This is a genomic window from Lutibacter sp. HS1-25, assembly GCF_004121075.1.
GTDB lineage: Bacteria > Bacteroidota > Bacteroidia > Flavobacteriales > Flavobacteriaceae > Lutibacter.
In genome coordinates, this window is the sequence record NZ_RHLN01000001.1 from 230,912 (window position 1) to 245,197 (window position 14,286).

At 32.2% G+C, this 14,286-nt stretch carries 9 protein-coding genes and 1 pseudogene; 5 read left to right on the forward strand and 5 right to left on the reverse strand.

All coding sequences use genetic code 11. The annotated features are described in order from the left end of the window. The 3 genes from EC396_RS00975 to EC396_RS00985 all read left to right on the forward strand — a co-directional run bounded on the left by EC396_RS00975 (position 1) and on the right by EC396_RS00985 (position 3,727). Positions 1-576: an acyltransferase gene (locus EC396_RS00975; protein WP_129364825.1), complete on the forward strand. Its 576-nt coding sequence runs from the start codon at positions 1-3 to the stop codon at positions 574-576. A gap of 9 nt (positions 577-585) precedes the next feature. Next, positions 586-2,643, forward strand: coding sequence for a gliding motility protein RemB (locus EC396_RS00980; RefSeq protein ID WP_129364826.1), 2,058 nt, complete (start codon positions 586-588; stop codon positions 2,641-2,643). A gap of 103 nt (positions 2,644-2,746) precedes the next feature. Further along, positions 2,747-3,727, forward strand: a complete 981-nt coding sequence (locus EC396_RS00985; protein ID WP_129364827.1) for an aldose epimerase family protein — start codon at positions 2,747-2,749, stop codon at positions 3,725-3,727. Positions 3,728-3,939: 212 nt separating this feature from the next. Here the strand turns inward: EC396_RS00985 and aqpZ are convergent, their stop codons facing one another. Further along, the gene (gene aqpZ / locus EC396_RS00990; RefSeq protein WP_129364828.1) at positions 3,940-4,626 is read right to left on the reverse strand and encodes an aquaporin Z; all 687 of its coding nucleotides are present in this window, start codon (positions 4,624-4,626) and stop codon (positions 3,940-3,942) included. Between the two features lie 196 nt (positions 4,627-4,822). Beyond that, on the reverse strand, positions 4,823-5,536 hold the full coding sequence (locus EC396_RS00995) for a hypothetical protein (protein ID WP_129364829.1): 714 nt from the start codon (positions 5,534-5,536) through the stop codon (positions 4,823-4,825). A 190-nt stretch (positions 5,537-5,726) separates the two neighbouring features. Between EC396_RS00995 and EC396_RS01000 the strand changes: the two genes are divergently transcribed. Continuing rightward, positions 5,727-7,145 (forward strand): carbohydrate porin, encoded by a 1,419-nt coding sequence (locus EC396_RS01000; RefSeq protein WP_240665606.1) that lies wholly within the window; start codon positions 5,727-5,729, stop codon positions 7,143-7,145. Between the two features lie 67 nt (positions 7,146-7,212). Here the strand turns inward: EC396_RS01000 and EC396_RS01005 are convergent. From EC396_RS01005 to EC396_RS01015, 3 genes and pseudogenes are all read right to left on the reverse strand, one after another. Continuing rightward, positions 7,213-8,398: pseudogene (locus EC396_RS01005) on the reverse strand (GntP family permease). After that, positions 8,395-10,653: a glycoside hydrolase family 3 N-terminal domain-containing protein gene (locus tag EC396_RS01010; protein ID WP_129364831.1), complete on the reverse strand. Its 2,259-nt coding sequence runs from the start codon at positions 10,651-10,653 to the stop codon at positions 8,395-8,397. The pseudogene EC396_RS01005 and the gene EC396_RS01010 overlap by 4 nt, the downstream one beginning before the upstream one ends. Before the next feature lie 14 nt (positions 10,654-10,667). Further along, positions 10,668-11,537, reverse strand: coding sequence for a prolyl oligopeptidase family serine peptidase (locus EC396_RS01015; RefSeq protein WP_129364832.1), 870 nt, complete (start codon positions 11,535-11,537; stop codon positions 10,668-10,670). A gap of 307 nt (positions 11,538-11,844) precedes the next feature. Here EC396_RS01015 and EC396_RS01020 point away from each other — a divergent pair, with 307 nt between their 5' ends. Then, positions 11,845-14,283 (forward strand): GH36-type glycosyl hydrolase domain-containing protein, encoded by a 2,439-nt coding sequence (locus EC396_RS01020; protein WP_129364833.1) that lies wholly within the window; start codon positions 11,845-11,847, stop codon positions 14,281-14,283. The last annotated feature ends 3 nt before the right edge of the window (positions 14,284-14,286 follow it).

Genomic DNA, 14,286 nt, shown 5'->3' on the forward strand with positions numbered 1-14,286 from the left:
ATGAAAAATTATTTTGCACACGAAACAGCTGTAATCGACGAAAATTGTGAAATAGGTTCAGGTACTAAAATCTGGCATTTTAGTCATATAATGTCTAATTCAAAAATGGGTGAAAAATGTAATATTGGGCAAAATGTAGTTGTTTCTCCTGGGGTTGTTTTAGGTACAAATGTAAAAGTTCAAAACAATGTGTCTATTTATTCAGGTGTTATTTGCCAAGACGATGTTTTTTTAGGGCCATCAATGGTTTTTACCAATGTTATAAACCCCCGAAGTGCAATTATACGAAAAGATGAATACAAACAAACTTTGGTAAAAAAAGGTGCAAGTATTGGTGCAAATGCAACCATTATTTGTGGTAATGAAATTGGTGAATATGCCATGATTGGTGCTGGTGCCGTTGTAACAAAACCTGTTTTACCTTATGCTTTGGTAGTTGGAAATCCTTCAAAACAAATAGGTTGGATTAGTGAGTACGGACAACGATTGAATTTTGATGAAAACGGATTGGCAGTTTGTATAGAAAGCGGTGAGAAATATCAATTAACAAGCAATAAAGTTGTGAAAATTTCCTAATTAGCTACAATGAAAAAATTACGATTCCTATTTTTATTATTAGTTTCAACAAGCGTTTTTTCTCAAATCGAAAAATATCCAGTTTTTAAAAATTGTGACACACTTCAAATAGCGCAATTAAAAACATGTTTTAAAAATGAACTTGAAAATACCATTTTAAAACAATTTGTGACTCCAACAAACGTAGTTCAAGATAATTACAAGGGAACGGTAAATATTGTTTTTGTAGTAACTTCTGAAGGAAATTTTAAATTGATTTATGTAAATTCTCCATACAAAGAAATTGAAGAAGAAGTAAAGCGTGTGTTTAAAAATTTACCTAAAATTACACCAGCTAAATACAACAACCATTCTGTTGAAATGCAATTTGGTTTTCCTTTAAAAATTCCTTTAAACGAAAATATTCCTGAAGAGGTTGTTGAAAAACCAACCAATGTTGTTTTGGTTGAACCTAAAAAAGAACCTTTAGACACCCTTAAAAAATCGCTATTTCCTGAGCTTAAAAGTCAGTTAAATATACCTTTTGTGCATTCAGCTTACAATTCGTACGACTATTACATCAATAAAGGTGAAAATACGCACACAGCTATGAAACCTTATGTTTATAGTGAAGTATTGCCTTATGTAAATATTGAAGCACAAAAAACCGAGCTATTACAAGATAGAAAAACGTGGTTTGGTAGAAAATTATGGAATGAGCATTTGGTTGATGTGCAAGGTAAAGATTTTTGGATAACATTGGATTTGCCAATTGATTTACAATTAGGTAAAGACAGTCAGGGAGTTACTACATTTAACAACACAAGAGCACTTCAAATAAACGGAGGGATTACTAAAAAATTCAGTTTTTCAACGACCTTTTACGAAAGTCAGGGAAGATTTGCTACTTATTTTAATGAATATGCGGAGTTGATTAAACCCGATGGTGGAAATCCGGCAACCATTCCTGGTCGCGGTATTGCAAAAGAATATATAACAGATGCGTATGATTATCCTGTTGCGGAGGCTTATTTGTCTTTTACACCTAATAAATATTTTAATTTTCAGTTTGGAAATGGTAAAAATTTTATTGGTGACGGGTATCGTTCTTTGTTGCTGTCTGATGTAGCTTCGCCTTTGCCATATTTTAAAATAAATACCAATTTTTGGAAAATTCAATATACCAATCTTTGGATGTGGGCGCAAGATATTAGACCAGAGTTAACAGTAGACGGGGCTTACAAGCAAAAGTTTATTGCAGTACATTACTTAAGTTGGAACATTACAAAAAAGTTAAATTTGGGATTGTATGAATCTGTAATTTGGGATGATACAAACGGTAGAGGTTTTGATGTAAGTTATCTCAATCCAATTATTTTTTATACAGCGGTTGAATTTGCAACAGGTTCCAGAGCGGGTAATGTGTTGCTTGGTGCAAATTTAAAATACAAGTTCGATAAAGTTTCACTGTACGGGCAATTAGTTTTAGATGAATTTAGAGCTTCAGAAATGACAAGCAATAGCGGTTGGTGGGCAAATAAATTTGGTTATCAATTGGGTGCAAAGTTTTTTAATGCGTTTAAAGTTGATAATTTATATTTTCAGGTTGAATTTAATGCCATTAAACCATATACGTATTCTCACGATGAGCTAAATTATAATTTTGGACACAACAATCAGCCTTTAGCGCACTTATGGGGCGCCAATTTTAGAGAAGCTATTGGTATTGCCAGTTATAATTACAAACGCTTGTATGCAGAAGCAAAAGTGGTTGTAGGTAAAAAAGGATTTGATTTTAATACTGTTGCTGATTCTTATAGTTATGGTGGTGATATATACAGAGATAACGACGATAGAAAATCTGATTATGGAAATAGTATAGGTCAAGGTAATACAACCAATGTTTTTATTGGCGATTTACAGTTGGGTTATTTGGTAAATCCGGCTACAAATTTGAAATTTTTTACCAGAGTTGCTTTTAGAAGTTTTAAACCAACTACAGATACTGCTATTTTAAAAACCGCAAACAACACTTGGATTTCAGTAGGTTTAAAAACAGACTTGTTTAACTGGTATTTTGATTTTTAGGATTTGGTTGAATAATAAAAATTATTTCAAAGTAATTTGTTGAAATTGGCAAGTTTTAAAGCTAAAAGTTTAAATTTGAAATCAAATTAAATATGCCTAAAACATGTCAAAAATTGAAGTAACTACACTTTCAAATGCCAACGGATTGGTATTGGAAATATCCAATCTAGGTGCAACTATTATAAGTTTAAATGTCCCTGATAAAAACAAGCAACTTGTAAATGTTGTGGTTGGTTTAGAAGCCGAAGATTTTAATAAAGAACCTTATTTAAGTAATTATACTTATTTAGGAACTTCAATTGGAAGATATGCAGGAAGAATTTCGAAAGGTGAATTTAAAATTGAAGGTAAATCGTATCCAATTTATAATGAAAATGGGGTGCATTTGCACGGTGGAAAAATAGGTTTTGATAAAAAATATTGGAATGTTGAACATTTAGATAAAGGCAAAAACCCTTTTGTAACTTTTTCTTGTGAAAGTGAACATTTAGAAGAAGGTTATCCAGGAAATTTAAACGCAACAGTTACTTACCAATTAACCGAAAAAAACGAAGTTAAAGTTACCTATAAAGCAACTACAGATGAAGCAACACCAGTAAACTTAACCAATCATGCTTATTTTAATTTGAATGGAAAAGATTCAATTTTAGACCATAAATTAAAATTAAACAGCAAGCAATATTTAGAAGTTGATTCGCAATTAATTCCTTCAGGGAAATTGATAAATTCAAAAAATACCAGGTTCGATTTTAATGAAGAATCGGTTATAGGAAGACCAGATTTTATAGGTTTTGACGATACATTTGTTTTGGAAGAAGGTTTTTTAAAAGCGGTTTTAACGGCTCCAAAAACAGGTATTCAAATGAAAGTTTATACCAATCAGCCAGCTTCTGTTATATATACCCCTGTTTTGTTAGAAGGTGTGCCTTTTAAAAATGGTGTGAGTTACTCAAAATTTTCAGCGATTTGTTTTGAAACTCAAAATTTTCCGGATGCGCCAAACAATGCTCATTTTCCTTCAAGTATTTTACATCCAAATGAAATATATTCAAACGAATCTATATTTGAATTTTCAATTGTGTAGGTTGCGTTGCGTTAAGGATAGCAGCGGCATCCTTTTTTGTAATGTAGCTTAGCGAAATTACAAAAAAGATATAGCGGATAGCCTGACCGAAGGGAACGCCCAAAGTATAAAAATATAAAGTTTTATGATTCTTAAATGTGAATCGATACCATTATAATTAAACCAAAAAAAAGAGGCCAATAGCCTCTTTTTTAATATGATTTAATGAAATATTATTCTTCGGGAGAGATGAATTTGTAAACCAATCCGGCTAAAATAGCGCCAATAATTGGAGCTACCCAAAACAACCATAATTGACCCATAGCCCAATCTCCAACAAATAAAGCCTGACTTGTACTACGTGCAGGATTTACAGATGTATTTGTAACAGGGATGCTGATTAAGTGAATTAGCGTTAAAGCAAGCCCAATTGCCAAGCCAGCAAAACCTTTTGGTGCTTTTGAATGTGTTGCGCCTAAAATAACAATTAAAAACATAAATGTCATTACAATTTCAGTAATTAAAGCAGCCATTAAGTTGTAACCTTCAGGCGAATGTTCACCGTAACCATTAGCGGCAAAACCACCTATAGAGGTAAAATCTTTTTGACCAGTTACAATAAGGTATAAAATACCAGCACCAGCAATACCGCCTAATACTTGTGCAATAATGTAAGGTATCAATTCTTTTTTATCAAAACGACCACCAATCCAAAGGCCGATAGATACTGCTGGATTTAAGTGGCAACCAGAAATATGTCCAATTGCATACGCCATTGTAACTACTGTTAATCCAAAAGCCAATGCAACACCTGCAAATCCAATTCCTAAATCTGGCACACCAGCGGCTAAAACAGCGCTACCGCAACCGCCCAATACCAACCATAAAGTACCAATAAATTCTGCTACTAATTTTTTCATAATTTTTTAAATGTTAGTTATTAATTACAACCTTTTAGGTTGTCTAGTTATTCAAATTTAACAGATAAAAATTGAAAATCGAAAATTATTTTTCAATTAGTGGTTTTTAAAACATTAAAAAAGCTGTTTAAATTAAATTTAAACAGCCTTTTTATATGAACTCCATTTCCAAAGGAAAAGAGTTAGGGATAGGATTTTATTTTTTAAAACTAGCTATAACCGCTTTTGTATAGTTGTTTGCAGTACCATTTATATTGTCTGGCTCATCAATTCTGGTTGTAACATAAGCTGCCAATTGTTTGTCTTCAGGTAAATCTAAATTGTAAACCATTGTTTCTAAAATAAAGCTATATGAAGTTTGAGTTTCTAATGATTTAGGGACATAGGTACCGTAGGAATCAAAAGTTTTAGGGTTGTATAAAAAACCTGATGGATAAGCCCACGGACTGTAATAACCTCCGTAAAAGCCATAAGAATATACAGGAATATATGGAGGGAAATATGCATTTAAAGATTCGCCAGCATAATACCCACCTTCTTCAGTAGATTTTACATTTGTTAATTTATCTTTTAAAACAGTTAAAACTACGCCGTTATAACCTTCGGTTTCAAACAATTGTTTAACCTGAGCTTTTCTCTCTTCTGTCATTTTGTCTTCAGGTTTTAAATCTGGATGTTGTGAATGACTAGCGTAAGCGTTTAATCCTTTGGCTTTTAATTGTTTTACCATATCATTTTCAAATGCTTTTCGTACATTTTCATTAGCAGTTCTGGCAATTACCAATATTTTTTTTGTTTTGATAGCTGCAATATTATCTGCCGCCCATTTATTTTCTACGTGAATGCTTGAACAACCTAAAATTGTAATAGCAATTGCGAAAAGAATAATAGAATAAAATGTGTTTTTCATAAGTAGTTTATTTTTTTGAAAAACAAACATACTAAATTCTTAAGGATTTTTTAAAAATTAAACATTTACTTTAAATAATTGGTTATTTTAAAATATTAAAGTTGTTTTTTTAAGATCATTGTTTAATTTTATATTCAATTTAAAAAACTACGCTAGAGCTATGAAAATTTACTTTTTAAACCAACTTTTTTTGATAAAACAGGTATTTTTATTTTGTATTGTTTTTTTTGTAAGTAATATAAATGCCCAAATATCATACGATGCCGTTTCAAATAAAAACATTTCTATAGGTACATACGGAAGAGTTGGCGTTGATTGGTCTTTTGATGATGACAGGTCTATTGGACGTCGTTTAAATTTAAACAATATGGGTAGTATTGGTGGTAGATTAGAAGAACAAGATTATTTAGAAATTGCACCATCGTTTCATTTTACCCCAAAAGAAGGTGATGAAACCGTTATCCATGCACAGGTTAGAATGTCGTTTTATTCAAACAGTTTAACAACTTTTGCCAATAGTTCAACTTCTAGTACAGGTGGTTTGGCAATGTCTTTACCCGAAATGTTTGTGCAAGCACGTAATATTGGCGGCAAAGATTTAAATATTTGGGTAGGTGCTAGATTGTATAGAGGAACCGATTTGCATATTGCTGATCATTTTTATTTTAACGATCATTCGGGGCAAGGTTTTGGAATTGAATACAAAAAAACCAGATTTAGTTCACTTTTTATAGCTTCAACAGATACAACTTCAACTGTTCCTCCTTATTTTTATTTAAATATCAAATCAGGTACACCTAGCGCAGCACTTAGACAAAGAAATGTTATAAATATTGAACAGGATGTTGATTTAAATGAAGAAAATAAATTAACCATTTTAGGAGAATACCATCGTATGCCTAACGGTCAAAGTGAAGTTGAAATAGATTCTATTGAAACGATTGTTAATTTTCCATCTGATCACGGTTTTGTTATTGGAGCCAGACATCATATAAATTTTAAAAAAATGAAAGCAGGATCTTTTAACGATTTTTCAATTAGATATGGAACAGGTATTGCAAACGGTGGAGATGGAGGAATGTCTAGAACCTGGCTCACATTTGGAGCTGCCGATACATTGGCACTTAATTTTAGAGGTGCTTATTCTTTGGCAATTGTAAATCATTCCGTTTTAAATTTATCAGAAAAGCATACGTTAAACCCTTATCTAATTTTTACCACCAGCAAAGGAGGTGCAGATACCAACGGTATGAGTGAAACATACTTTGGGAAAGAGGTTTATAATAAAAAAGTTGATTTTACAGTAGGAGCAAGAGAAGAGTTTTATATCTCAGACTTTTTTCACTTGTTGACTGAAATACATTATTCGCAACGAAAGGATGGCGAAAACCCTTTTGCAACAATGCTTAAATTTAGTGTAGCACCCGTATATGTTCCTACCGGAAAAAAAGATATTTGGGCAAGACCACATATTAGATTTGTGGCTTCAGTTGCGCGTTACAACGACTTTGCCATGAAAACACTTTATTCACCTTACCTACAGTTTGCAGGTAGTAAAAGATGGGGATCCTACTTTGGTGTAAAAGCAGAATGGTGGGTATGGAATTAAAAGGTTTTAAATCTAAAAAAAGAGGTATTGGATTGCTCTTAAAATGAACTCATTTTAAGAGCAATTTTTATAAATTAAATATTGAAAGTAAAAAAACTACTGCAAAACTAACAATTGAAAGTAACGTTGTCATGGCAGTCCAGCTTTTAAATGTTTGTTTTTCAGTTAAGCCTAAATATTTACTTACCAACCAAAAGCCACTATCGTTTACGTGAGACATAATAGATGCGCCAGAGGCAATTGCCAATACTAACAATGCTTTGTTAAACTCAGAGATATCTACACCCAATAAAGGAGCTGTAATTCCTGCGGCTGTAATCATTGCTACAGTGGCTGAACCTTGTAAGATTCTAATAATTACAGCCGCTAAAAAAGCAAATAATAAAACACTAACTCCTTCATTAGCAAAATAATTGGCGACCATTTCACCAGTTCCTGTATTTACCAATATTTGTTTAAAAACACCTCCAGCACCTGTTAACAAAATTATGATACCTGCAGGTTCCATAGATTTGGTTGAAATAGTAAGTAAAGATGCTTTGCTAAATCCTCTTTTAATTCCTAATAAATACCAAGCCCACACCTGGATAATTAGCTGTTTTTATTTCGCCTTCTAAAATTTTAGGTGCTGCAACAAAAATCTTTTTAGAAATAAAATTTGCAAATAAAGGACCTGAAACAATGGCTGTTGGAATACCAACTACAAACCCTAATAAAATAACCCAACCTAAATCGGCTTTTAAAATATCGGCTACAGCAACGGGTCCAGGCGTTGGCGGAATAAAAGCATGGGTTATCGCCAAACCAGCTAATAGTGGTATCCCGTACAATAATAAAGATTTTTTTGTTTTTCGTTGAAGAGAATAAATGAGTGGTACTAAAATTATAAAGGCAACATCAAAAAAAACAGGAATTGCAATAAAAAAACCTGTAATTACCAATGCCCAAGTTGCATTTTTTTCTCCAAATTTTTGAAGTAAATAATTAGCCAAAGCTTCAGCTCCGCCCGAATGTTCTAAAATTGCCCCAAAAAATGCTCCCAAACCAACTACCATTGCAACAAAACCTAAAGTGTTACCCATTCCTTGCTGCATAGTAGTAATAATGGTTAAAGGATCCATTCCTGAAACAATACCAACAATAATACTTGCAATTAGGAAAGCTATAAAAGCTTGTATTTTAAGTTTTAGAATTAAAAAAAGTAATACGATAACACCAATAAATACTGCAGAAAGTAATGTTAAATCAATCATATTCTAATTTTTTTTAGATAAAATGAAGTTTTTAAGCCACTTGCTGAATTTGAGCCAATCCAAACATTAAAATCTCCTTCTTCAAAATCGTTTATCAGTTTATGATTTACAAATTTTAAATCGTTAGCATTTACGGTAAAAGTGACTTTTTTTTGCTCACCACTTTTTAATTGAATATGTTCAAAACCTTTTAATTCTTTAACGGGTCTGGTAATGCTTCCAAAAATATCTTGTATGTATAATTGTACTGTTTCATGACCTTCATTTTTACCTGTATTTGTAATTTTTGCAGTTATAGTTAGTTGCTCACTACTATTTATGGTGTCTTTTGAAATCTGAATATCTTCATATTTAAATGAGGTGTAACCTAAGCCATAACCAAATGGAAAATGAGGTGTGAAACCTGCATCTAAATAATGCGAAGTATTTCCTAAAGAACTTTGCCAAGCTTCAATAGGAATGTCGTTAAGATGTACAAAATTTGTACTATCTGCAGGTCTTCCGGTATTTTTATGATTGTAAAAATAGGGTAATTGCCCAGCCGTTTTTGGCCAAGAAATTGGTAGTCTTCCTGAAGGTTCACTAATACCAAACAGCATTTCATAAATAGCCGGTCCACCCATAGTTCCAGGATGCCAAGCCATTAAAACAGCATCAATATCATCAATTATATTGGTAATTGTAATTGCTCTACCTGCCATTATTATTAAAATAATTGGTTTGCCTGTTTTGGCCAATTCTTTTAGTAGTTGTTCTTGAGCGCCAGGTAAATTTATATGAGCTCTGCTATGTGCTTCGCCCGATAAAATAGCTTCTTCACCACCAAAAAACACTATAACATCCGATGATTTGGCAGTATTAATGGCTTCATTAAAACCTTTGGTTGATTGATCTCTGCTATAGGTTAAACCCTCTGAAAATTTATAATTGACTTGGTATTGGTTAAAAGCATCAATAGGAGTAACGGTATGCTCTTTTTCTGCATCAAAACACCATGTGCCTAATTGTTCTCTTTTAGCATTTGCCAACGGACCAATTACAGCAATTGTAGTGTTTTTTTGTAATGGTAAAATACTGTTTTTGTTTTTTAAAAGTACACTACTTTTAATAGCTGCTTTTTTAGCGGCTGTTAAGTGTGTTTCGGCATAAAAATTACCTGTATGATTTTTATCTCTGTAGGGATTTTCAAACAAATCCATTTTAAATTTAATGCGAAGAATGTTTTTTACAAATTCATTTAATTGTTGTTCGGTTACTTTACCTTCTTTAAGTAATTGTTTTAAATGATGTTCGTATGCTTGGCTTGTCATTTCCATATCCATACCAGCATTTGCAGCTAATTCGGCTACGTGTTTTTCATCTTTGGCAAATCCGTGCGTGATCATTTCTGTTGCTGAATTCCAGTCGCTTACCACAAAACCATTAAATTTTAACTGATCTCTTAAAATTGTTTTCAAAACAAATTCATTTCCAGTTGCGGGGATTCCATTCACTTCATTAAAAGCAGTCATTACTGTTGCAGCATTTGCATCTATTGCAGCTTTAAAAGGTGGTAAATAAATGTTTCTAAGTAGTTGTTCAGACATGTCTACAGTATTGTAATCTCTTCCACCAATAGCAGCACCATATCCAATAAAATGTTTTGCGCAAGCAGCCATAGTTGTTGGGTTTTTTAAGTCTCCTTGAAAACCTTCAACATAGGCTTTTCCAAGAACCGATGCTAAATAAGGGTCTTCACCAGGAGATTCAGCAATACGTCCCCAACGACTATCGCGAGCAATATCTAACATAGGTGCAAATGTCCAACGGATTCCTACTGAAGAAGCTTCAAAAGCTGCAATTTCAGAGGAGGTTTTAGCAGTTTCGACATCCCAAGAAGCAGCTAGTCCAAGAGGAATAGGAAAAATTGTTTTAAATCCGTGAATAACATCTCTTCCAAAAATCAACGGAATTCCGTTCGGGCTTTCTTCAATAGCAATTTTTTGTAATTCGTCTACATAATCGGTATTCATAACATTTAAAAAGGCTCCAATTTCGCCTTTTCTAACACCTTCTTTTAATGCTTCTGGCAGCGGTCCTTTTACCCTACTTGAAGTTCCTCTTAAATTAGTTTGACCAATTTTTTCTTCTAAGGTCATTTTTGAAACAAGGTTTTCAATTTTTTCTTCTAAATCATTATTATTTATTGAAGAACTTTCATTTTTAGTACAGCTAATCACCAGAAAAGTAAAAAGTATGAGTAGTAATTTTTTCATTTTTAATTGATAGTTTAGTTAGTTTTAGTTTTTGAAAATAGCCAAGGAATTAAATCGGGTTCGTTAAATGCTTTCACAAAAGTTTCGCCATGATTTATTCCTTTATATTCGGTGTAATTTACGTCGGCATTTTGTTCTTTTAATAGTTTATACATTGTTCTAGAGCCTTCAACGGGATTCCATTCATCTTTATTTCCGTGAAATATCCAAAAGGGAATGTGTTTGATGTTTTCAATTTGAGATGGGTCTGAATAACCAGCCATTGGAATTGCAGCAGCAAATAAATGTGGTTTTCGGGATGTAAATTCCCAGGTGCCAAATCCGCCCATTGAAACACCAATTAAATAAATTCTGTTTTTATCTATAAGTAAACTATCCGAAATTTTTTCAATTAATTCTAAAGTTGCAGCTCCAGATTCAGAGGGAATGGGGTTCATTTGATAAGAACCATTTTTAGTGAGTCCGTTAAAAGGAGTTTTAGGTGTATTGCCAATCCATTTAGCCCATTCTTCATTTTCAGTTTTATCAGAACACTGCGGAATTAAAATATAACAGGGAAAAGAAGTTTGCATTTTTGAACTTAAAAGCGAATTTTGGTTTGTAATAAATCCTGCTTCATGATAAATGCGAGCTCCATTATCTGTTCCTCTGTCACCTCTACCATGCAAGAAAATTACCAAAGGTAAATATGTTTGATTTGCATTTTTTGGACTGAATAATCTGTATGGTAATTTTAAACCATTTTTTGAATTATAACTATTTTTCACCAATAGATGATCTATTTTATTTTTAAAAATATTACTGTTGTGTTTTTTATTTTTAAAACTGCAACTTGTTATAAATAAGAATGTTATTAGTGTTATTTTTAAAAAATGTGTAGACATTTGTAGCTTTGCTTTTGGTAAAAATATAGTTTAGGTTTTATAATTTTTAATACTAAAATTACAATTTGAAGAACAATTTTATCAACCATTAGAACAGTTTAAATTGAATTTTTTTATAAAAAACAATGCGCAAAAGACAAAATAGTATCAACTTTTATTTATTGTCTTGGTTAATTTTGATTTGTAAAATAGAACACAAGTTACCATAGATATACAAACAAAGTAGTTAAATAAAAAATCAACGATTCTTTTAAAAAAAAAGCAAACTATTGCTTTTTAAAATTTGAGAGAGATTAACTTATAATAAATGAAATACGGACATTTTGACGATGCAAATAGGGAGTATGTAATAACAAACCCTAAAACACCTTATCCTTGGATTAATTATTTGGGGAATGAAGATTTTTTCTCATTAACTTCAAATACTGGTGGAGGATATACTTTTTATAAAGATGCTAAATTTAGAAGATTAACGCGTTACAGATACAATAATGTACCTGTTGATGATGGTGGAAAATACTTTTATATTAAAGATGGCGATACTGTTTGGTCTCCAGGATGGAAACCAATGAAAACAGATTTGGATAGTTATGAATGCCGTCATGGTATGAGCTATACCAAGTTTAAAAGTGCTAAAAATGGTGTTCAGGCTCAAATATTACAATTTATTCCACTAGGATTTTGGGGTGAAATTCAAAAAGTGAGTTTGAAAAATACTTCTTCTGAAGTAAAAAAGTTAAAATTATTTTCTTTTATTGAGTTTGCACTTTGGAATGCCGAAGATGATATGACCAACTTTCAACGTAACTTTAATACAGGTGAAGTTGAAATTCAAGACTCGGTTATTTATCATAAAACAGAGTTCAAAGAGCGAAGAAATCATTATTCATTTTATTCGGTAAATCAGCCTATTCAAGGTTTTGATACAGATAGAGAATCGTTTTTAGGTTTGTACAATGGTTTTGACAACCCAGATGTTGTAAATGCAGGAAAACCAAAAAATACTGAAGCGCACGGATGGTCTCCAATAGCTTCGCATTATATTGAAGTCGAGTTGCAACCAGGCGAATCAAAAGAATTTATTTATATGCTGGGTTATGTTGAAGTTGATGCTGATAATAAATGGGAAAGCAAATCTGTAATTAATAAAAAGCCTGCAAAGGCTATGATTGCCAAGTTTGATACTGTTGAAAAAGTAGATGCAGCTTATAACGATTTAAAAGCTTATTGGGATAATTTACTGGGTAAAATAAATATACAATCTGGTGAAGAAAAACTAGATAGAATGGTAAATATATGGAACCAATACCAATGTATGGTTACTTTTAATATGTCTCGTTCTGCTTCATTTTTTGAGTCTGGAATTGGTCGTGGCATGGGATTCCGTGATTCAAATCAAGATTTAATTGGTTTTGTACATCAAATTCCTGAAAGAGCACGTGAACGTATTTTTGACATTGCTTCAACGCAGTTTGAAGATGGATCGTGTTACCATCAATATCAACCTTTAACCAAAAAAGGAAACGCTGCCATTGGCGGTGATTTTAACGATGATCCACTTTGGTTAATTTTATCAACTTCAGAATATATTAAAGAAACAGGTGATTTTTCGTTATTAGACGAAATGGTTCCTTTTGACAATGATGCTTCTAGAGCAAAACCTCATTTCGACCATTTAAAAGCGTCGTTTTATCATGTGGTAAACAATTTAGGGCCACATAAATTACCATTAATTGGACGTGCAGACTGGAATGACTGTTTAAATTTAAACTGTTTTTCAAACGATCCAAATGAGTCTTTTCAAACTACAGGAAATAAAAAAGGCGATACTGCAGAGTCTTTAATGATTGCTGGTCTTTTTGTAGTTTATGGAAAAGAATATGTGAAATTATGCAATAGAATTGGTAAAAATGAAGAAGCTGCTGAAGCAGAAGTTCATGTAAATAATATGATTGAGGCTGTAAAAAGTCATGGTTGGGATGGAGATTGGTATTTAAGAGCTTATGATTATTATGGTAAAAAAATAGGATCTAATGAAAATGAAGAAGGGAAAATTTTTATTGAATCTCAAGGTTGGTGTACTATGGCCGAAATTGGAAAAGAAGAAGGCTTGGTTGAAAAATCTTTGAATTCAGTAAAAGAGCATTTAGATTGTGAATATGGAATTGTGTTAAACAGCCCTGCTTTTACAAAATACTATATAGAATACGGTGAAATTTCAACATATCCAGCAGGTTATAAGGAAAATGGTGGTATTTTTTGTCACAACAATCCTTGGATTATGATTGGTGAAACAATGATTGGTCGTGGAGATGCAGCTTATGATTATTATACGAAGATTGCACCAAGCTTTTTAGAAGAGATTTCTGAATTACACAAAGTAGAGCCATATGTGTATTGCCAAATGATTGCAGGTAAAGAAGCTTTTAAACCTGGTGAAGCTAAAAACTCTTGGTTATCAGGTACAGCTTCTTGGAATTTTTACGCTATTACGCAATATATTTTAGGAGTAAAACCAGATTATGATGGGCTTTCAATAAATCCTTGTATTCCATCAAAATGGGATGGCTTTAAAATGACCAGAGAATTTAGAGGAGCTACATATAGTATTGAAGTTTTAAATCCAGATCATATTAGTAAAGGCGTAAAACAACTTATTGTAAATGGTGAAATAGTGAATGGAACTGTAATACCAATTTTAGAAAAAGGAAAAACCCACACTGTAAAAGTGGTAATGGGAAAATAATTA

Bases quoted from the DNA above. Each gene is read 5' to 3' on its own strand.
- EC396_RS00975 (WP_129364825.1), top strand. From the start codon at position 1: ATGAAAAATTATTTTGCACACGAAACAGCTGTAATCGACGAAAATTGT.
- EC396_RS00980 (WP_129364826.1), top strand. From the start codon at position 586: ATGAAAAAATTACGATTCCTATTTTTATTATTAGTTTCAACAAGCGTT.
- EC396_RS00985 (WP_129364827.1), top strand. From the start codon at position 2,747: ATGTCAAAAATTGAAGTAACTACACTTTCAAATGCCAACGGATTGGTA.
- aqpZ (WP_129364828.1), bottom strand. From the start codon at position 4,626: ATGAAAAAATTAGTAGCAGAATTTATTGGTACTTTATGGTTGGTATTG.
- EC396_RS00995 (WP_129364829.1), bottom strand. From the start codon at position 5,536: ATGAAAAACACATTTTATTCTATTATTCTTTTCGCAATTGCTATTACA.
- EC396_RS01010 (WP_129364831.1), bottom strand. From the start codon at position 10,653: ATGAAAAAATTACTACTCATACTTTTTACTTTTCTGGTGATTAGCTGT.
- EC396_RS01015 (WP_129364832.1), bottom strand. From the start codon at position 11,537: ATGTCTACACATTTTTTAAAAATAACACTAATAACATTCTTATTTATA.
- EC396_RS01020 (WP_129364833.1), top strand. From the start codon at position 11,845: ATGAAATACGGACATTTTGACGATGCAAATAGGGAGTATGTAATAACA.